16 protein-coding genes and 2 pseudogenes are annotated in these 19,415 nt (G+C 53.5%); 13 read left to right on the top strand and 5 right to left on the bottom strand.

Annotated elements, in window-relative coordinates; genetic code table 11:
* Positions 1–73: 73 nt before the first annotated feature.
* Positions 74–1,336 carry a serine hydrolase domain-containing protein gene (locus tag AC30D7_RS02580; protein ID WP_490132905.1) on the bottom strand — a complete coding sequence of 421 codons (1,263 nt, stop codon included), beginning with the start codon at positions 1,334–1,336 and terminating at the stop codon, positions 74–76.
* 161 nt (positions 1,337–1,497) lie between these two features.
* Between AC30D7_RS02580 and AC30D7_RS02575 the strand changes: the two are divergent.
* Positions 1,498–2,157: pseudogene (locus AC30D7_RS02575) on the top strand (aldehyde dehydrogenase family protein); the annotation flags it as partial.
* 498 nt (positions 2,158–2,655) lie between these two features.
* Here the strand turns inward: AC30D7_RS02575 and AC30D7_RS02570 are convergent.
* On the bottom strand, positions 2,656–3,087 hold the full coding sequence (locus AC30D7_RS02570) for an Lrp/AsnC family transcriptional regulator (RefSeq protein WP_019578517.1): 432 nt from the start codon (positions 3,085–3,087) through the stop codon (positions 2,656–2,658).
* Positions 3,088–3,287: 200 nt separating this feature from the next.
* Here AC30D7_RS02570 and AC30D7_RS02565 point away from each other — a divergent pair, with 200 nt between their 5' ends.
* The 4 genes from AC30D7_RS02565 to AC30D7_RS02550 all read left to right on the top strand — a co-directional run bounded on the left by AC30D7_RS02565 (position 3,288) and on the right by AC30D7_RS02550 (position 8,053).
* Positions 3,288–4,007, top strand: a complete 720-nt coding sequence (locus AC30D7_RS02565; RefSeq protein ID WP_490132904.1) for a YczE/YyaS/YitT family protein — start codon at positions 3,288–3,290, stop codon at positions 4,005–4,007.
* A gap of 100 nt (positions 4,008–4,107) precedes the next feature.
* Positions 4,108–5,592 (top strand): AmmeMemoRadiSam system radical SAM enzyme, encoded by a 1,485-nt coding sequence (gene amrS, locus AC30D7_RS02560; protein ID WP_490132903.1) that lies wholly within the window; start codon positions 4,108–4,110, stop codon positions 5,590–5,592.
* Positions 5,589–6,737 carry a trans-sulfuration enzyme family protein gene (locus AC30D7_RS02555; protein ID WP_490132902.1) on the top strand — a complete coding sequence of 383 codons (1,149 nt, stop codon included), beginning with the start codon at positions 5,589–5,591 and terminating at the stop codon, positions 6,735–6,737. The genes amrS and AC30D7_RS02555 overlap by 4 nt, the downstream gene beginning before the upstream one ends.
* A 59-nt stretch (positions 6,738–6,796) precedes the next feature.
* Positions 6,797–8,053 carry an aminotransferase-like domain-containing protein gene (locus AC30D7_RS02550; RefSeq protein ID WP_490132901.1) on the top strand — a complete coding sequence of 419 codons (1,257 nt, stop codon included), beginning with the start codon at positions 6,797–6,799 and terminating at the stop codon, positions 8,051–8,053.
* 84 nt (positions 8,054–8,137) lie between these two features.
* Here AC30D7_RS02550 and AC30D7_RS02545 read toward each other — a convergent pair whose 3' ends face one another.
* From AC30D7_RS02545 to AC30D7_RS02535, 3 genes and pseudogenes are all read right to left on the bottom strand, one after another.
* Entirely contained in the window at positions 8,138–8,770 is a 633-nt protein-coding gene (locus AC30D7_RS02545) for a LysE family translocator (RefSeq protein ID WP_019578512.1), read from the bottom strand.
* A gap of 152 nt (positions 8,771–8,922) precedes the next feature.
* Positions 8,923–9,228, bottom strand: coding sequence for a hypothetical protein (locus tag AC30D7_RS02540; protein ID WP_490132900.1), 306 nt, complete (start codon positions 9,226–9,228; stop codon positions 8,923–8,925).
* Between the two features lie 271 nt (positions 9,229–9,499).
* Positions 9,500–10,030 (bottom strand): annotated as a pseudogene (locus AC30D7_RS02535) (DNA adenine methylase); the annotation flags it as partial.
* A gap of 407 nt (positions 10,031–10,437) precedes the next feature.
* Here AC30D7_RS02535 and AC30D7_RS02530 point away from each other — a divergent pair.
* The 8 genes from AC30D7_RS02530 to AC30D7_RS02495 all read left to right on the top strand — a co-directional run bounded on the left by AC30D7_RS02530 (position 10,438) and on the right by AC30D7_RS02495 (position 19,392).
* Complete coding sequence (locus AC30D7_RS02530) at positions 10,438–11,151, top strand: autoinducer binding domain-containing protein (RefSeq protein WP_490132899.1); 714 nt, start codon at positions 10,438–10,440, stop codon at positions 11,149–11,151.
* Between the two features lie 226 nt (positions 11,152–11,377).
* Positions 11,378–11,932, top strand: coding sequence for an acyl-homoserine-lactone synthase (locus AC30D7_RS02525; protein ID WP_253547606.1), 555 nt, complete (start codon positions 11,378–11,380; stop codon positions 11,930–11,932).
* A 93-nt stretch (positions 11,933–12,025) separates the two neighbouring features.
* Complete coding sequence (locus tag AC30D7_RS02520; protein WP_490132898.1) at positions 12,026–12,976, top strand: diiron oxygenase; 951 nt, start codon at positions 12,026–12,028, stop codon at positions 12,974–12,976.
* 25 nt (positions 12,977–13,001) lie between these two features.
* Entirely contained in the window at positions 13,002–13,601 is a 600-nt protein-coding gene (locus tag AC30D7_RS02515; protein ID WP_253547608.1) for an anthranilate synthase component II, read from the top strand.
* A 40-nt stretch (positions 13,602–13,641) separates the two neighbouring features.
* On the top strand, positions 13,642–15,102 hold the full coding sequence (pabB, locus tag AC30D7_RS02510) for an aminodeoxychorismate synthase component I (protein ID WP_490132897.1): 1,461 nt from the start codon (positions 13,642–13,644) through the stop codon (positions 15,100–15,102).
* Positions 15,099–16,373, top strand: coding sequence for a prephenate dehydrogenase/arogenate dehydrogenase family protein (locus AC30D7_RS02505; RefSeq protein ID WP_490132896.1), 1,275 nt, complete (start codon positions 15,099–15,101; stop codon positions 16,371–16,373). The genes pabB and AC30D7_RS02505 overlap by 4 nt, the downstream gene beginning before the upstream one ends.
* Positions 16,370–17,692 carry a hypothetical protein gene (locus tag AC30D7_RS02500; RefSeq protein ID WP_253547614.1) on the top strand — a complete coding sequence of 441 codons (1,323 nt, stop codon included), beginning with the start codon at positions 16,370–16,372 and terminating at the stop codon, positions 17,690–17,692. Before AC30D7_RS02505 ends, AC30D7_RS02500 begins: the two co-directional genes overlap by 4 nt.
* A complete protein-coding gene (locus AC30D7_RS02495; RefSeq protein ID WP_490132895.1) occupies positions 17,689–19,392 on the top strand; it encodes a thiamine pyrophosphate-binding protein in 1,704 nt (567 codons plus the stop codon). The genes AC30D7_RS02500 and AC30D7_RS02495 overlap by 4 nt, the downstream gene beginning before the upstream one ends.
* Positions 19,393–19,415: the final 23 nt, after the last annotated feature.

Below are 19,415 nucleotides of genomic sequence, written 5' to 3'. Positions count from 1 at the left end.
CGGCGCAAAGCGCCGCCAACACCTGACTGAGCCAGGCGAAAAGGACGCAAACTTCTTGTCTTTATGGGGTGTTTCAGTGGCGAAGGTGCGCGGCGATGGCACGCAGCATGCGCACGCTGTCAGCATCGACCGGGCTGACAGCCTCGGTCAGCGATGACTGCTTGACGATCACCACACCGGACGGCTTATCGACGAACAGGTATTGGCCATGAATGCCGCCGGCCATGATCGCCTGGCTATGGTCGTTGAAGACGTACCACTGGCTGCGGTAGGAAGCGCTGGGGGTCCATTTGGAGAACTCGGAGTTTTTGGCGTAGATCGCCGGATCGGAACCGGCGCAAATGCGTGCAACCGTCTTGGTCGACAGCAATTGCAGTCCATCATGGCGACCGTCGTTGGCGAGCAACCGACCGAACCGCGCCATGTCTCGCAAGGTAGCGTTGAAACCGGCACCGGCAACGCTGCGCCCCCAAGGGTCGGCCATAAAGTAGCCGTCGCGCTCACACCCCAACTGGCTCCAGATATCTTGCAGCAATTGATTGCAAGCCTTGCCCGACGCGCGCTCCATGACCCAGGCCAAGGCTTCGGTGGTGGCGGTCACGTAATGGAAAAAGCCGCCGTGACTGCTGCGTTTTTTCAGCGACGGCAGGTACTGATACAGCGACTCGAACTGAGCGTACTGCGCAGGTGCCGGCTGAAAACCGCAGGCGTAGCCGTACTGCGAACTTTCAGAGTTGGGATCGTCATAGACTTCGCTGTAGTTGATGCCCACGGCCATGTCGAACAGCTGGCGCACCGTGGCATCGCCAAACGCGCTACCCACCAGTTCGGGCACGTAATACGCCGCCGGCAATTGCGGATTGAGGATGCCATCGCAGACCAGTTGCTCCCCCAGGGTGCCGATCAGCGACTTGGTCACCGAGAACATGACGTGCCGGTCCCGGGGACGCTGGCCGTTGAAGTAACGCTCGAACAGCACGGTGTCGCCCTGCATCACCAAAAAGGCGTCGGTCTGACTGACCACCAGATGATCGATGACGCTGACGCTCAAGCCACATTCACTGTCGAAGTGCAGTTCATCCAGCGCTTGTGGCGCTTCCTTCAAGACGCTGACCGGTCCACCACCCGCCTCCACATCAATGGAGGGCCGCAGGCGCGCCAGATTGCGGAACCCCCACTGATTGAACGGTGGACGCATCCAGTTGTTCCAGGTGACGCGGCGCTTCGGCTCGGCCGGAAAACCCTGCATAAACAAAGGCGCCGAGCGCCTGTCGAGTGACGATTCATTCGTCTCGAAGTAAAGACTGGCCAGCAACGGCACGGTGTTCTGACTCATCGGGTTTCCCCTGCAAAATGACTCTGCGTGAAAGCAGATGCAGGGAAATAATTACTCGGTATTATTTTTTAGTCAATAAAACATTTTTGCAAATTAAAATAATAGCCCTGTGCTTTTGGGGGACAAATCAGGTCGATTTAACTCGCCGAAAAGATTACTGGACACCGGAAGTGATCAATCCTGCCACTGGCAACGTCATTGCCCAGGTCGCCGAGCGATCCAGCCGATATCGACGCGGCGGTGGCATCGGCCAGGCGTGGCTTCAAGCAATGGTCCCAGGCCACACCGGCGACGCGGGGAAATGTGCTGCTGAAACTGGCGGACCTGCTGGAGCGCAACCGCGAAGAACTGGCGCAGATCGAAACCTGCCAATCGGGCAAGATCATCCAGATTTCCAGGGCTTTCGAAGTCGATCAGGGCCGCTCACTTTCTGCGTTATTACGCTGGCTGGGCGACCAAGATCAGCGGCCAAACCATCACCCCGTCACTGGCCCGATAGCCACCTTCTTCCCCTACGACACCGAAGAAGAACTGCTGGAACTGATGAACTGCACGCCCTATGGCCTGAGCGCCAGCCTCTGGTCCAACGATCTGAGCAAAGCCCTGCGCATGGTGCCCGCCATCGAGGCCGGCACCGTGTGGGTGAACATGCACACCATGCTCGACTCGGCGGTGCCATTCGGTGGCAACAAGTCCTCGGGGGGGGACGCGAGTTTGGCAGTGCTTTTATTGATGACTACACCGAGCTCAAGTCGGTGATGATTCGCTACCGAGAGCGATTGAACTGTGGCGCGCTCGTCGGGCCGCAGGTGCTAACGTGATGGCTTGCACCAAGTGAATACCTGATCAAGAAGCTCTGCCAATACCACCGGCAAACTGACTGGTTCAATACGGTGCCCCAACGATTGACACAACCTGGAGCCGTTACATAAGGCAGCGTCTTTACCGGAGCGGCATAAGGCGCCAGGACCCGTCAGCCAAAAGGATTTGGCCCTATCGACAGAGAGCCCGGTTAAGTGTCGGTTTTTTCGCTCCAGCGACATGCTTTTCACGAAGTGCTCACAGAACGGAGCGCAGATTGAATGGACAAAAGGATTTGACCCCAAGCAAAGAGCCCGCCATGCGCGGGCTTTTTGTTGTCAGGCACTCCGCTTCCAAGCTGACAAAATTAGGCGCCCTCCAACAATATTGGTCTGCCCTCAAAGGGCGTGGACGTTGATTAACGATTCAGGGACAGATGAGTCGCTGCTGGCGCCGTTCAGGGCAAACAAAATGATCACCCTTGAAATAGCTAACAGCTGACTGTTCTATGTACAGGCTCAAGGGACGAGCTTTCTTCTCTCGATAGGGACAGACAAGACAATGCTTGTACGTGTCTCACCGTACGCGTTGATCTTCGCAATGATATTTTCGATATCGGCCATTGACCTGGCATAGATCCTGATCAGGTAGGAGTCGTTACCCGTGACGTGCAAGCACTCAACGACTTCGGGTATGTCGTTGAGCGTCGCTATCAATTTGGATTTCGCGGGCTTGAGGGTGGTCATGCCGACGACAGCAGATATGCCGAACCCTAGCTTGGTTGGATCTAACTGAGCGCTATATCCCTTGATGACCCCAGAGTCTTCGAGCTTTCGTAACCGATCAGTGGTGGCGGGAATAGAAAGACCTGCGTGCTTGGACAACTCCGTGATGGAAATGCGACCAAAGTCCTGCACCTTCCCCAAGATTTTGATGTCTATACGATCCATGTAAGCTCCCACAGCAAAAAGTATAAATTTTAATGAAAAGCACCCGGTTTTCATTAAAAAATAATGCACCAAAATAAAGCAGAGTGCTAGTCTATTTGCAGCCCGGCAAAGCCTAACAAGAACCCGGGTAATCAATAACTCTGAATCCTTAGCGTGACGCACTGCATAATAAAATATTCTTCTCCAGGGATGGTGTTCGTATGGAAGATGAAAAAATAAAGTGTGAAAAAAAATCCTACCCATCATTCTCGAATTATATTGGAACGCAAGTCCTAAGTTTTCGTGATTTCAAGATGGATCAGATTTTTATGTATCTGGCTGGCGTCGCCCTCTTCTCCGTGGGGGCTAAGCTTTTCATAGTCAGTCAACTGGGCACTGACCCATTAGATGTCCTGATCATCTCGATAAATAAAATACTCCTGCTCGGAATGGGCATTTGTTCGGGTATCGTTTCTCTATTCTTTCTGCTGTGGTGGATGCTCTGGAACAAGAAATACCCTCCGATAAGCCCATTTATTACAACCACACTTACAGGTCTGTTGATTGACCTCTGGTCCGTGCTGGGGCTTGGAGAGTATTTGATTGTCAGAGTGAATGAGTACACGATGCTGGCGATGGGGCTGGTGCTATGCGCTTATTCGTCTGCACTGATTATCATGAGCGGTATTGGTATCAGAATCATGGACCTTGTGGTGCTTACCATGGTGTCCAAATGGGCGTGGTCATTCACCAAAGCCAAAATGATAATTGAAATTGGCATCTTTTCAACCGGATGGCTTCTAGGCGGACCCTTCGGTGTGGGAACCATTGCATTCTTGTTGGTCATAGGCCCTCTTATACAGCCATTCATGAATATAAACGCCAGGCGTTTTTCACTTAAGAATTATGGATTGACCAGCGCTTCTTCCGCCTTTCAATAACGACTAGGGGCTTGCTGCCACTGTGGCGGCAGGATTGTTTCGCCTCGACTATTTAAACCGATGATATTGACAGCAACTTCCGTGAAATGAGGAGTGAGAGATGGACACTACAAAAAATAAAAACTGGACCTTGGAAAGCACGCCTGCAAAGCTGGAAGAAATACTTCCGAACGGCGTTGTAAAGTGTCATCTTTCTCCCCGAAACTGTGTCATTCAGGAGGGTAAAGTAGGTTTTTGCAAGGTGCGCGGAAACAGAGGCGGCCGGTTAGTTACATTGAATTATGGCAAAGGCGTCCACAGCACCGAAGAGACCATCGAAACCGAGGCGGTATTCCACTTTGCTCCCGGAGAGCGAATCCTTTCCCTAGGCAATATCGGCTGCATGCTTAACTGCGGCTACTGCCACAATTGGAAGACCTCTCAGGCCAAGTATGTGACAGACAAAGATGTTTACTACTATACGCCTGAGCAGGTTGTAGAAACTGCCTTGAAGCATGGTATACGCGTTATTTCCTGGACGTATAACGACCCTGTTGTCTGGCATGAATTCATCCTCGACACGGCAAAGCTGGCAAAGGAAGCGGGCTTAATCAATTTGTATAAATCAGCTTTTTTTATCAGTGAAGAAGCCATTGACGAACTATTGCCAGTCATCGACATATTCTCGATTTCGCTAAAATCCATCTCCCCCGAGTACTATCGAAAAGTCACAACAGGCTGGGTAGAGCCCGTTCTGGCTGGCATCAAGAAAGTATACGATGCTGGTAAATATGTTGAAGTCAGCACCTTGATGGTTACCGATATAAGTGACGATGAGGATACCGCCAGGAAAATTAGCCAGTGGGTGCTGGATGAACTGGGCCCGAATGTGCCGCTCCACTTTGTAAGGTTTCACCCTGATTATAAAATGAGTAATAGCATCAGGACGCCCGTGGATAGACTCCTGAAGGCTCGGGACATTGCCCGGAGCATGGGGGTTGAGCATGTTTATCTGGGTAACGTAAATGATGTCGAGGGCACCAATACCAACTGCAATAATTGTAACGCTCTACTCGTTACCCGCTACGGTTTGAATGCTGAACTCATCGGATTGGACAGCAACGGTTGCTGTGCCCGGTGTGGGCACGACGCACACTTCAAGTTACTGGGCGAACACAAAGCGAACACGCCTGTTGAACTGCGAGAGGCTGCATTGACCTCTTACGAGAAGCGAAAGTTCGAGTGGCATGGGGATATCGTATCGCTGCACGCCCAAGTGTTGAATACTGAAGACTTTGAACAGACCGTCTACCTGCGGCGCAACTATACCGACGGGCTCAACAGTGATTGGAAATCGCTGACATTGCGGCCGCATGAAAGCTATCGATTTATTATTGCCAAGGCACGAATTGATGAATCAGGCCCTGAAGTCTGGCTTCCCAAGGGGGTGAACTCAAATCTTCATGAAGTATTCGACAGGGCTCACTTCCCAACCGAGTCGATTGAAGAGATTGGTATTTCGCAAAACGACATCACGCCGACCATTGGGTATGAAGGCAAGCAGAACATGTATGAGCAGGTTATCAAACTGGTGAGCAGATCATGAACGTGTCTACTGAAATACTCCATATCAGGGTCGATGACCGAGAGGCCCACCCATCCGTGACGCCTATTTATCAGTGCAGCGCTTTTAGCGCTGACTCGGCGTTCTTCTACTCGAGAAAAGCCAATCCCAATGTGACTGAGCTGGAACAAGTTGTCGCTGCACTGGAAGGAAGCGAATACGCCTTGGCCTACAGCACCGGAATGAGTGCCATCTACATGGTGCTGGAGCTGCTGAAACCCGGTGGGTCGCTGGTGATCAACAAATATATCTATGGCTGTTCTTATAAGCTGTTTCAGCGATATGCGACACGTATCGGTGCGAAACTGACGATTCTGGATCTCACCACGGAAAGTGGATTGAAAGAGTTGCCGTTGAATGTGGACATGGTCATTTTCGAAACACCGACCAATCCCTTTCTGAAAGATATTGATATTCATGCGGTCAGCAAGGCGGTTAAGCAAAACAACCCACACGCTCTGGTGGTCGTTGACAACACGTGGGCCACTCCGATATTTCAAAAGCCTCTGAACTTCGGCGCGGATATTTCTCTGTACAGCGCAACGAAGTATTTCTCCGGGCATAGCGATGTCATGGGCGGCCTGGTACTCGTCAACAATGAAATGATTTATACGCGCCTCCTCGAAGGCCGCTTTTACTCAGGCTCAATATTAGCGCCTAACAGCGCATGGCTGCTTCGCAGAAGCATGCAGACATTTAACCTGCGCATGGAAAAACACAGCAACACAACCTCCAGCATGCTCAACTATCTACGGGAACTGCCCTTTATTGAGCATGTTTATTATCCACGAGTCGATGGTAAACAATTGACCGGCTATGGCGGCATTGTGTTTGTTGATATTCGGCCCGATCTGGTCCCCTTTTACAAAACATTCACCGGCGCCCTCAAATGGTTTGGAACGGGTACGGGAATGGCTTGTGTCACGTCAATGGTTGCGCAACCCTTTAATGGAAGCCATGCCTCGATGACGGAGCAGGAAAAAGCGGATATGGGGATTGAAAAGGGTTTGGTTCGATTGTGTTTCGGTTTAGAGGCCCTTGAAGATCTTAAAGAGGATCTGCTTCAGGCATTTGTAGCCATGGAAAATATGACCGATCAAAAAAGAGCACTTAAACCTGCGCAATAGATGTTAATCATGAGCAACGAGCCTTCAACGGCTCGTTGCTTTTTTATGGAGAAGCGAAATTGCCCAGCGTACTCGAAAAAACGATATTCGAAGACCCTACTCTGAACGTTATCCATCTTCTAAATACCATTTCCAGTGAAAATCCAGAGGCAATCTCTCTGGCTTCCGGTCGACCTGACGACGAGCAATGCGACCTGTCCCTTATCGATAAAGGGCTGGCCAGCTATGCACGATACGCCGTCGATACGAAACACTCACTTGCGACACTACTTTGCCAATATGGAAAAACCAGCGGGATTATCAACGGCATAATAGCCGAACACTTGCAGGTGGATGAAGGCATAAAGATTTTCAACCCTGAAAGTATTATCGTGTGCATGGGATTTCAGGAAGCTGCGACCTTGACGCTGCTATCAATTTTTGAAGGAAGTGGTGTTTTATTAGTACCTGACCCTGTATTTTCCGGAATAACGGGTATTGCGAAATTATTAAGAGTAAAAATTGTACCCGTTCCCGAGGACACCTTCCTCGATCCATCTGCCCTGCGCAAGGTAGCTGAAGATCTTGAGTCCAGGGGCGAAAAGGTAAAAGCGCTGTACGCGATTTCAGATTTTAGTAACCCTACTGCTAACAGCCTGTCCTATGAAAACAGAAAGGCCATGCTCTCCTTGGCCAATGAAATGAATTTTTTTATCCTGGAGGATAATGCCTACAGCTACTTCAGGTACGAGGGAGATAAAATCCCCTTGATGAAGTCGATCGACAGTAGTCGAGTATTCCTTCTTGGCTCTTTTGCAAAGTCAGTTTTTCCGGGATTGCGTATGGGCTATGTAGTCGCCCCGGAGGGCGCTGGGGTGATTTCCTTTGGCGCCAGATTATGTAAAGCCAAAAGCTTGATCACCGTCAATACACCTGCCCTGTGCCAAGCAGTTGTCGGAGGTTTGCTGATAGAGAACAATTACTCTTTAGAAGAGCTTAATCAACCAAGAGTGTTGTCTTACAGGCAAAAAAGAAACTATATGATTGAATGCCTTGATCGTGAATTCCCGATCAAGGCTGATTCTCGAAGAAGTGTCACCTGGAACCATCCAGAGGGAGGTTTTTTCATCAATGTACAGCTGCCTTTCACCTTTGATTATTTTGAAATGTGCGAGTGCGCCAGAAACTTCAAGGTTATTGTATTTCCCACTTCCTTGTTTTCGCTGACGAATCAGGCTGTCAATCAGGTCAGGTTGTCGTTTAGCAATGCGACAGAATCAGAAATCAAACAAGCGATAGGTAGATTCAGGGCGTACATTGAATCCAGAATGCAGTAAAGCATCCTCCCGTCAGACCGTATGGGATTGATGCCAAGGCTTACTCATCAGTCAATGAGAAATAAGCCTTGCCTCATTTCCCGCTTAAGCTGCTGTGGCGAGCATAACGCCAGTGGCTACTTGGTAGGCACCCAGAATGGTTATGGTTGACCCGGAAAAATAGTTGATCAACCTGAGCTTTGATTGGGAGATTCTGGTCTTGAATATGGAGGAGAATCCGCTCAACCCCAGCCACCAGACAGCCGAGCCTAGAAATATACCTGTCACCATAGGCAGCACTGAGTGCTGACCGCTTTGATCATTAGCCATGCCGTCGCTCATGGCAGCAAATATCGCAATAAACGACAGGATGGTCATTGGGTTCGACAGTGTCAAAAACAGTGTACTCAAGTAGGCTTTTAGCAGGTTGGCTCGTTCTCCCGCCAGGGCTGTTGAGCTCGCTTTCGATCTTATTGTTTGATAACCAATGTACGCGAGGAACACCCCCCCAAAAATACACAACCATGGCTTAAAGCTAATGAGTGTCGCTATGATGACTGTGATTCCCAGCGCACCGACAAATCCATAGATCGAATCGGCTGTGGCCGCCCCTAACCCTGTCGCGAAACCTGCTCTCCATCCGAGCGCAAGGCTCCTCTGTATGCACAACAGCCCAATGGGTCCCACAGGGGCTGCAATACAAAGCCCAATGATCATCGACTTAATGAAAATCAACATAAATGCACCTCCGCAATTGATGCTTAAAGATTAGGGGAAGTGCTTTTTTTTATGAATTAATTATTTATTCCTATAGAGGCTTTTTCGATAATTTTGTAAGAAGTATTCTTATCTTTCCTTCATTATTAAGGTGCACTCTGTGATGAGCCTTACTAAACACGATCGGTATGCCATTCGCCTTCGACGATGATGCCGGCCAGGACTGGTCGCAGGCTTTTTAATCTGAGAACAGGCACGTCCTGGGCCCGGATTTCGATGTACTTTTTAATGTAAAAAAAGCGTGGCTGATGATGGTTTTCAGCAGAACTCGCTGGAACGAAAAAAGAGGTAAAAGCCTCTTTTTTCAATGCTGACAACAAAATAGCGCGCAAAAAAAACGCCACGAAGGTGGCTTTTTTGTGCCCGGCGTTACCGCCCCACCGAAGCCCCACAGAGCCCTCCAGCGGCTGCAGCACCATGTTTCAAACATGCATGCTCAGCGAGACGTTGTCGGCGTTGTATCACCGATACGACACCATTCCGCCCCATTGGGTAGAGGCGCAATGAAGCCTGTGGAATACAGGAATCGAGCGCAGCTATAGAAGGCGTCCAACTTTTCGAAGTCAGATCAATAGGTGGACACCATCGCCCTTGGCATTGGCATTGGCATTGGCATTGGCATTGGCATTGGCATTGGCATTGGCATCCTATGATCATCCGCGCGGCGCGGGGTACGAGGTAGGTTTCAACACTGTAGCGAATGTCTACCGTCTCGAAATGAAATCCCTCAAACACCCGCCGGATGTCCGGGTGATCGTTGATGCTGACCATCACCTTGCCTTTACAGCGGCGCATGAAGTCGGCCATGCGTTCGTAGTTTTCGAATGGAAAGTCCACGCCATAACCAGCGGTCGTCCAGTAAGGCGGGTCCATATAGTGGAAGGTGTGGGCGCGGTTGTAGCGTTCGGCGCATTCGAGCTAGGGCAAGTTTTCGACATAGGTGCCGGACAGGCGCTGCCAGGCGGCCGAGAGGTTCTCCTCGATCCGCAACAGGTTGATGGCCGGGCCAGTGGTGGCGGTACCGAACGTCTGCCCGGTAACCTTGCCGGCAAAGGCATGGTGCTGCAGGTAGAAAAATCGGGCGGCACGCTGGATGTCGGTGAGGGTTTCGGGGCGGGTCATCTTCTGCCACTCGAACACCTGGCGCGAGCTCAGTGCCCATTTGAATTGGCGCACGAATTCTTCCAGGTGGTTCTGCACGACGCGGTACAGCGTCACCAAGACGCAGTTGCTTCGACCTCAATGTTCACCTTGTTCGCTCCATCAACCCTTTGGATGGGGCGAACAAGGTGATGGTTTACGTGAATTGCAAGCAAGAAGGAAAAAACCGGTCCGAAAAACCCGATTTTCCACCCATTTATGGCCTCGACGCACTGATAACGGAGGTTTTGTAGTTTGCTACCACTGACCACTGACCACTGACCGCTGGTGCAGCGCAAGTTGATCAGAGCTTCCTAAAAACGCCGGCCAAGCTTAAAAAAATTCATCAATCAAATTTGGATCCAATCTGTAAGCATGCTAGATTGCGCGTCGTTCAGCGGCAGCCGGTATGAAAAACCTAAGCGGCGCCCTAAATGATGCGCACCGGGCTGTGGCGTCGACACTCAGTAAGATACAGGGAAGTATCGATGAACAAATGGCAGAGTGACATGTGGCATATTGTCGAATGCGCCACATGTGAAGAAAGTATATTCGAGCAAATAACAATAGCGGCTCAACGACTGGGATTTGAATATTGCGCTTATGGCATGCAATTACCACTTCCCTTATCTGCCCCCAAGGTAGTTATGCTCGATAACTACCCTGATGCCTGGAAGGCGCGGTATGCTTCTGCTCAGTATATAAAAGTCGACCCGACGGTCTTGCATGGCCGGCACGCACAGAAACCGCTCAGTTGGAGCGAGGCCCTCTTCTCCAAAACTCCTGAACTCTGGGAAGAAGCCCAATCATTCGGCATCCGTGTCGGCTGGTCGCAATCGCATCTGGACACACTGGGAGTCGGGGGCATGCTTAGTGTCTCTCGCTCCAGCGAGGCACTAACTTCAGCAGAACTAACTCTGCATGAAAAAGAGCTGATGTGGCTGGTATGCGTGGCCCATGTTTTACTGTCAAGAGCGCTCAACAATCGCCACAAAGAACGCTACGCCGCCGACCTTACCGAACGTGAGCGAGAAGTTCTGAAATGGACCGCTGACGGTAAATCGGCGTCTGAGATATCCGATATTCTGATCGTCTCAAAAAACACCATAGACTTCCATATAAAGAATGCCATCCTGAAACTTAAAACCAGCAATAAAACGGCCGCCGTTGTCCGTGCCGTCATGCTCGGATTATTATTTTGACTTATTAGTCACACCCTCGGAAAAACCTCAAATAGCTGAATACGCCTGTATAGATTCATGATTACCCTGCACAGGCCAAACGCAGAGCTAAACTACTAACTTCTCAAAAGCGAGCAAAATTACCACGCCAGGAAAAGCTGGGTCAACCTACGATTTATAGTAGGTTACAGCATCGCCTTCTTTTATATCTAATTACTCGGCAGCCTTCCCTGCCAGGTGATTACAATTGCATTTTACTTCTGGAACATCGTCAACACTTTCTCCGACTGTAATGACCGCAATAGGACGTTATCGCCACAAGGTTTTCGTAGAGCATTTAGGATGGAAACTGAATTGTTCCGAAGGCCTGGAATACGATCAGTTCGACCGTGAGGACACCGTCTACATTGTTGCTCAAAATGATGACGAACAAATCATCGGCACCGCCCGTCTTCTGAGCACCACCCGCCCCTACCTGCTGAGCGAGGTGTTTCCCGAGCTGATGAGCGGGCAAGCCCCCCCCCAATCGAAATATATCCTGGAGTTGTCGCGCTTTGCGGCGATGAACTTCAAGAGCCATGACAAAAAAGTCAGCGGTCAATTTTCCTCCGATGCCGCCATTGACCTCATGCGCGCGACCCTCGCCAGCGCAGCCGAACAAGGCGCCAACAAGTTAATTACCGTTTCCCCCCTGGGGATTGAACGACTGCTACGCCATGTCGGCATCAATGCTTCCCGCGCAGGAAAAGTAACGGGTTGCGAGGGGAAAAAGTTATTTGCTTCGTGGATTACCGTGGAGTGACCCACCCCTCTTTTCATTCACCCACCGATGGGCGCAAACAAGACTGTCAGCTTAAGTTGGCCACGGTAAACCTCGACAACCTGGAGGGCTGCAATGCCTGCAACTGAATCATTGAATAAAATTACTGATACGTGGTATGCCAAGGCGACCGTACGCTCAACACCTCGCATCTGTGTTCCGGACTACAGCAGTGATCAACTGATTTACCCTGTTGCCCGCTGTTCCATTTGCGAGCATCCGCTTATAACGGCGCTGGGGACCGAGGCCCGCTCTTACATCCTAACGCAAGCCGCCTATCAATTTCTTTACGGCGTGGGCCTGCTCGAGACCAAGTTTGTCATTCAATGCTGCCTGGACATGCTTCATAACCATATCCAGGGAATCAGTGACGCTGCAAAGCTACAAGCACTGACCGTTATCATCGATGAGGGTTATCACGCTCATGTCGCACTTGACTACATCGTCCAGATGAAGAAAAAGAGTGCGATTGAACCGCTGGAAATTCCTCAAACCAACCGTAAGCTTGATGCCACCGCACGCGCTTATGCGTCATTACCGCCCGAAATGCGCATGGACTTCCAACTTCTGGCCGTCACTATTGCCGAAAATGTGCTGACCGATGAAGTGGCGAATCTGGGCCGTGAGCGCGAACTGGCTCAATCCTTTACCACGTTAATGATGGACCATGTTCGTGATGAGGGCAGGCACTCGCGTTTCTTTGCCGATCTTATGAAGGAACGCTGGCCGCAACTGCCTCCTGCCACACAAGAGCGATTTGGCACGATGCTCCCAGCTTATTTGGATGACTTCCTTGGGGCCGATTTGAGCCGGCGCTTCGAGCGAATGATTCTGGCGAACTGCGGTCTTTCCGATGTTCAGGCAGAACAGGTAATTACTGAATCCGACCCGCACTTCTCAACGGATCAGGAACGTATGAAAAAGTCCATCTTGCAGCGCATTTACCGACTGCTTAAACAGATTGGCATATTGGAATTGGACACGGTTAAAGATGCCTTCTCGGATCGTAACTACGTCACGACTTGAGCATTTAGAACCGAGAGCCCGCCCCATGTTCAAGACCTTGATAATAGATAACTTCGATTCTTTCACTTACAACCTCTATCAATACATGGGGCAAGTGTCTGGCGAAGAACCTGATGTCATCACCAATGATGCTTCACCCCACGATATTGAGCTGGCTCGCTACGACTGCATCATTGTTTCGCCAGGCCCCGGCACCCCCACGCGGCGTGTCGATGTCGGCATCAGTGAAGACGTGATTCGTGATGCCCATGTTCCTTTGCTGGGGGTTTGCCTTGGCCATCAATGCATCGCGCACGTGCATGGCATGGAAGTGAGCCACGCACCGGAACCCATGCACGGCCGGGTTCGGCGTATACGCCACAACAATGAAGGGGTCTTCAAGGGCTTGCCCCTCGACATGCCGGTGGTTCGCTATCACTCGCTGGTGGTCCAGTCGCTCAAAAGTCCTTTTGAGCTCAGCGCCTGGGACGAGAACGGCATGATTCATGGCATTCGCCATAAAGAGCGCCCGCTCTATGGCATCCAGTTCCACCCTGAATCCATATGCACTGACTCCGGACTTGACCTGTTGCGCAACTTTCGAGACATCGCGCATCGGCACAAGCTCGACCGTCTACCCCGCTAAACCTGCCGTTATCCGGCATCACAATTATCAGGAGGGGGCAATGACGACCTTTCAAGTCGAAGTCAGAGCGCTCGAATGCAATCCCGATCCGTTGCGTGTGTTTCGCAGCGAATTTCTCGCCTCATCACGCCATTTCTTTTTAGAAAGCAGTGTCGTCAAACCCGGCTTTTCTCGCTTTTCATTCATGGGCGACTCCCATGGCCGCTGGGCGGAAACGATCACCTATGACAAGTCCTCACGCAGCGCTTGTATTGAACGCAGCGACGGCTTCACCCGGGAAGCCACGCCTGACTTCTTTCAACTGATGGCGTCCCGGCTGACCCGATACCGCTGCGAACACCAGCACCTTCTGCCGTTCGATTTCAACCTGGGGTATGTCGGCCTGCTGGGCTACGAGCTCAAGAGTGAAACGATCGGTGCCGATGCCTATGCATCCCACTCCCACGACGCGGCGTTCATCCTGGCCACGCGCATGATTGCGTTCGATCATGCCGAACAGCGCTGCTATCTGTTGTACCTCGTCCAGGACGATCAAGACCGCCAGCATGCGGCGCTTTGGTTCGATGAGATGCAGGAGCGGCTACAGAACCAACCGGCGGCGCCTGAACCGACACCCCGCCAGCGCAGGCTGTCGCTGCCTCAGGTCGAGGAGTGGATTGAGCAGCACGCCACCATGCGCCACTCAAAGCAGCGTTACATTGCCAAGATCGATGAAGCCCAACGAGAGATCATCGACGGCGAGACCTATGAGGTCTGCCTGACCAATTTGATTGAGTTTCCTTTCTGCGACTCGCCGTTCGAACTCTACTGCGTGATGCGCGAGCTGACCCCCGCCCCCCACGCGGGCTACTTCGCGATCCCGGACTTTCATCTCGTCAGTTCGTCGCCTGAGCGGTTTCTCAAAATTGACAACCAGCGGCAGGTGCAGGCCAAACCGATCAAGGGCACCCGACCTCGCGGTCGCTCGCCGCAAGAAGATGCCCAGTTGATAGAGCAGATGCGTGGCGATGAAAAGGATCGGGCGGAAAACCTGATGATCGTCGATCTGTTGCGCAACGACCTGGGCCAGGTCTGCACCATCGGTTCGGTCCATGTGCCGGCATTGTTCGACGTGGAAACCTACTCCCACGTCCACCAACTCGTTTCCACCATTAGCGGGCAGTTGAAGGCGTCGGTCAGTTCGATTGACTGCGTACGTGCCACGTTCCCGGGTGGCTCGATGACCGGGGCGCCGAAGAAACGCACGATGGAGATCATCGACCGCCTCGAAGAAGGTCCACGCGGCGCCTACTCCGGCTCGCTCGGCTGGTTTGGCCTGGGCGGGGCATGCGACCTCAACATCATGATCCGCTCGATCACCGTAGATGCCCAAATCGCCCGCTTCGGCGTGGGGGGAGCGATCACATCGCTCTCCGACCCGTTGGGCGAGTACATCGAAACCATCGTCAAGGCCAGCGGCGTTGTCGAGGCCGTCACGCAACTGAGGAGCACACCACTATGAGTTCAGTTACCTCGCAACAGCCGCGCCGTGCCGTCGTGGTCGGTGTACTGGGATCAATCGGCCAACTACTCGCTCGCCAATTAGCGATCGCAGGTTATGCCGTCATTGGCCTCGATATCGCGGCGCCCAGCGACAGCCTGGCGGACAACGCCCACTCCCTCAGAGTACTTCAAGCCGACGTCCTGTCCCCTTCAAACCAGGTCAAGGCCGAGCTCGGCACCGCCGACATTCTGGTCTTGGCGCTGGCACAAAACGTACTGATAAAAGCCCTGCCCGTGCTGGCGCCCCACCTGCGTTCCGACTGCCTGATCGTTGACACCCTGTCGATCAAAAGCGAGTTCTCGGCATTCGTGGACCAGTCCAATCTCAAGCAGCCCATGGTCGGCATCAATCCGATGTTTTCCGGGGACCTGGCCCCGGCCGGCAGACCGGTGGCACTGGTGTCTTACCGTGGCGGTGACGCCGTGGTCGGCTTACTTGAGTGGCTTCGAGCCTGGCCGGTCAGCGTGTTCGAGATGACGCCCTCCGAACATGACCGGACTATGGCGCTGTTGCAGACACTGGGACACGCACTGGTCACCGGATTCGGCTTGACGCTGGACGAGTCCAGCGCCCCACTGGCGGACCTGCTTGAACTCGCACCGCCACCGTTCAAGGTCATGCTCTCGCTGCTGGCGCGCATGACGCAAAACCATCCTGACGTCTACTGGGAAATCCAATCGCACAACCCGTACTCCCAGGAAATACGGACCCGGATGCTGGCTCAGTTGAGCCGGCTGGATGTGATGGTCAATACCGGCTCGCGCCTGGACTACCACCTGTCGATGGCGGTGTTGAGAAATGCCTTGGCCCCCCTGAATCCAGGCCTGGGAGACACCAGCCGCAAGATCTTCGAACTGATCAACGAGCGGCCCGTAAACACCGAGGCATCCCGGCAGAACCTGGGGGATTTTCGTAGCCGCATCGACCGTATCGACGATCAGTTGGTGGACCTGCTCGGCCAGCGGCTGCAGCTCATTCGGGAGGTGGCCCAGAGCAAGAAAGATAACCAGACCGCCGTCATGCAACCCGATCGTGTGCTGCAAGTGATTGAGCGTTGCAAGGCTCGCGGCCGAGCGCAGCACATCCGCGAAGAGCTTATCGAGCAGCTTTACGGGCTGATCATCGGTGAAGCCTGCCAGATCGAATATGACGTCGTCGGCGGCCCCCGTGAGTCGCTTTTCGAAGCCAGCCCCTCAGCCTTCACCTCAACCGCAGAGAGCCTCCAATGAGCAATGTAAAACAACAAACTGTCCAGATCGTCGACTGGTTGAGCTCCACGCTGGAAAAAGATCACCAATACCGGGAAGACAGCCTGAGCCTGACCGCGAACGAAAACTACCCCAGCGCCCTGGTCCGCCTGACGTCCGGCTCCACCGCCGGGGCGTTCTACCACTGCTCCTTTCCCTTTGCAGTGCCGGCAGGCGAGTGGCACTTCCCGGAACCTGGGCATATGAATGAGATCGCCGATCAAGTACGCGCCCTGGGCAAATCCCTGATCGGTGCACAGGCATTTGACTGGCGCCCCAACGGTGGCTCCACGGCTGAGCAAGCATTGATGCTGGCCGCCTGCAAGCCCGGCGAAGGATTCGTCCACTTTGCCCACCGAGACGGCGGTCACTTTGCACTCGAAAGCCTCGCCCAGAAAATGGGCATCGAGATCTTTCACCTCCCCGTGGACCCGACCAGCCTGCTGATTGACGTAGCGAAGCTTGATCACTTGGTAAGGCGCAACCCCCACATCCGGATCGTCATTCTCGATCAGTCGTTCAAACTGCGCTGGCAGCCACTGGATGAGATCCGCAGTGTCCTGCCGGATTCATGCACCCTGACGTACGACATGAGCCACGACGGCGGCCTGATCATGGGCGGCGTCTTTGATTCACCGCTCAACTGCGGTGCCGACGTGGTCCACGGCAACACACACAAGACAATTCCTGGCCCGCAAAAAGGCTACATCGGCTTCAAGTCCGACCAGCATCCGTTGCTGGTCGATACTTCGCTGTGGGTCTGTCCTCACCTGCAGAGCAACTGTCACGCCGAACAGTTGCCACCGATGTGGGTAGCATTCAAAGAGATGGAAGTGTTCGGTCGCGACTACGCCGCCCAAATCGTCAGTAACGCCAAGACGCTGGCCCGTCATCTGCACGAATTGGGGCTGGATGTGACTGGGGAATCGTTCGGTTTCACCCAGACCCACCAAGTTCATTTCGCGGTGGGTGACCTGCAAAAAGCCCTCGACCTGTGCGTCAACAGCCTGCACGCCGGCGGCATTCGCTCCACCAACATCGAGATTCCGGGCAAGCCCGGTGTGCACGGTATCCGCCTGGGGGTTCAGGCCATGACCCGACGCGGCATGAAAGAGAAAGACTTCGAAGTGGTCGCTCGCTTTATCGCGGACTTGTACTTCAAAAAGACCGAACCTGCCCGGGTAGCCTTGCAGATCAAAGAGTTCCTGCAAGCCTTCCCGCTCGCCCCCCTGGCTTACTCCTTCGACAATTATCTGGACGAGGAGCTGCTCGCAACGGTCTACCGGGGGACTCAGCGATGACGAACCTTCCGACCGCCAACATTAACCTGACCTCTCTGGAGGTCAGCCTGGGGGATCTGGTTGGCCGGGTGTTGGTGGAGAGCGGCATCGTCGATCTCTTTTGCATTCCCGGCGATTTCACCATGCAGCTTTCGCGCGAGCTGCTCACCACTCCCGGGCTTGCACTGCGGACCATGTCCCATGAGTACGGCACCACCCTGGCCGCACTGGGTTATGCCGTCGGAAAGGGTGTTCCCGGCGCCGTGTGCTTCACCTATGGGGTCGGCGTACTGAATGCGACCAATGCGATCGCCCAGGCTTATGTGGAACGGGTTCCGCTGCTGGTGTTGTCAGGCTCGCCGGGCGCCCGTGAACGCCAAGCGCCGATTTTTCTGCACCACACGATCGTCGACCATCAAACCCAGTACCGCATCATGAAGGAGATCACGGTGCATCAGGTCTGTGTGACAGACCCCCATCAGGCCCTGGAGCAAATTCGCGAGGCCGTCACCCTGGCCATCGCGCACTCAAGGCCGGTGTACATCGAAATCCCAAGGGATCTTTTTCAGACGCGAGTACGCTACACCCCCGCCCGCCGGGTGTCCCTCGAACCCGCGATACGCTACAGCCATGCCGCCCGCCAAGCCGCAGAACAGGCCTATGCCCTGGTTCGCAAGGCCCGCGAACCCGTCTTCGTTCCCGGACTTGAGCTCAAGCGCCGTGGGTTGACGGATTTGGCCATGCAGGTGTGCGAACGGCTGGCCATGCCCTGGGTTGCAACGCCGATGTCCCGCGGCGGCATCCCCATCTCGCATCCCAATTACCGCGGTATTTACGCAGGCCCTGCGTCACCTTCGCGGGTGACCCGAGACCTGCTGGCCAGATGTGACGTACTGATGTTGATCGGCGAGCCCAACTCGGACGTCAACATGGGCATCGCGAGCCATATTGCCCGTGGCCGTTTGATTCATGCCGATGACGGCAAAATCATCGTCGGCCGTCAGCGCTTCAACGCGTCCACGGCCGAGTTCCTTATTGCTTTCGCCGAGCTGATCAGCACTGTCAAACCTTCTCTGGCGCCGCTGTCCGAGGAGCAAAAAGCCTTCGTAGTACCGGCACCCAGTACCCACTATCCGCTGGAAGAAGGCCCGCTGACGCCATTCGACATCATCAATGAGCTCAACCGTCATTTCGCGGCCAGCCCCGACACCCAATTGGTGGTCGATTGCGGGGATGTATTTTTCATGTCACTGGGCATGTTCCCTGCCGATGTCCTGACCTCGCCGCTGTACATGAGCATGGGCATCGCCGTCCCCGGCGCGATGGGTTACCAGTTGGGAACCGGCAAGCGCCCCATCGTGCTGGTGGGCGACGGCGCCTTCCACATGACCGGCAATGAGTTGATGCGCGCCGCCAAATTCGGCCTGAGCCCCATCGTGATCGTCCTGAACAATCAACGGTGGGCTTCGCTGTCCTCGGACACTGATGACATTGCACTCACCGAGCAACTACCTATGAGCTTTTCGGCCGCCGGCCTGTTCCTGCAAGTCCAGGCCTTCACCGCAACAACCGGTGGCGAATTGCGCCTGCGCCTAGCCGAAGCGCTGGGCATGGATAAGCCCGTGCTCATCGATGCGCAGGTCGACCCGGCCATGCGTTCCTATCTGTGTGAGCGTTTTTTTGACGCGGTAAAGAGCCAGCAGCACCTGCCCAAGGCATGACCCCTCTCGCACCCACCGTTTTC

The organism is Pseudomonas sp. DF5, from assembly GCF_058148225.1.
This window is presented reverse-complemented; position numbering and strand designations above follow the sequence as displayed.

What these genes read in the sequence shown, in the direction of transcription:
- AC30D7_RS02580 (WP_490132905.1), bottom strand. Translation starts at nt 1,336, where the DNA reads ATGAGTCAGAACACCGTGCCGTTGCTGGCCAGTCTTTACTTCGAGACG.
- AC30D7_RS02570 (WP_019578517.1), bottom strand. Translation starts at nt 3,087, where the DNA reads ATGGATCGTATAGACATCAAAATCTTGGGGAAGGTGCAGGACTTTGGT.
- AC30D7_RS02565 (WP_490132904.1), top strand. Translation starts at nt 3,288, where the DNA reads ATGGAAGATGAAAAAATAAAGTGTGAAAAAAAATCCTACCCATCATTC.
- amrS (WP_490132903.1), top strand. Translation starts at nt 4,108, where the DNA reads ATGGACACTACAAAAAATAAAAACTGGACCTTGGAAAGCACGCCTGCA.
- AC30D7_RS02555 (WP_490132902.1), top strand. Translation starts at nt 5,589, where the DNA reads ATGAACGTGTCTACTGAAATACTCCATATCAGGGTCGATGACCGAGAG.
- AC30D7_RS02545 (WP_019578512.1), bottom strand. Translation starts at nt 8,770, where the DNA reads ATGTTGATTTTCATTAAGTCGATGATCATTGGGCTTTGTATTGCAGCC.
- AC30D7_RS02540 (WP_490132900.1), bottom strand. Translation starts at nt 9,228, where the DNA reads ATGGTGCTGCAGCCGCTGGAGGGCTCTGTGGGGCTTCGGTGGGGCGGT.
- AC30D7_RS02530 (WP_490132899.1), top strand. Translation starts at nt 10,438, where the DNA reads ATGAACAAATGGCAGAGTGACATGTGGCATATTGTCGAATGCGCCACA.
- AC30D7_RS02520 (WP_490132898.1), top strand. Translation starts at nt 12,026, where the DNA reads ATGCCTGCAACTGAATCATTGAATAAAATTACTGATACGTGGTATGCC.
- AC30D7_RS02515 (WP_253547608.1), top strand. Translation starts at nt 13,002, where the DNA reads ATGTTCAAGACCTTGATAATAGATAACTTCGATTCTTTCACTTACAAC.
- pabB (WP_490132897.1), top strand. Translation starts at nt 13,642, where the DNA reads ATGACGACCTTTCAAGTCGAAGTCAGAGCGCTCGAATGCAATCCCGAT.
- AC30D7_RS02505 (WP_490132896.1), top strand. Translation starts at nt 15,099, where the DNA reads ATGAGTTCAGTTACCTCGCAACAGCCGCGCCGTGCCGTCGTGGTCGGT.
- AC30D7_RS02500 (WP_253547614.1), top strand. Translation starts at nt 16,370, where the DNA reads ATGAGCAATGTAAAACAACAAACTGTCCAGATCGTCGACTGGTTGAGC.
- AC30D7_RS02495 (WP_490132895.1), top strand. Translation starts at nt 17,689, where the DNA reads ATGACGAACCTTCCGACCGCCAACATTAACCTGACCTCTCTGGAGGTC.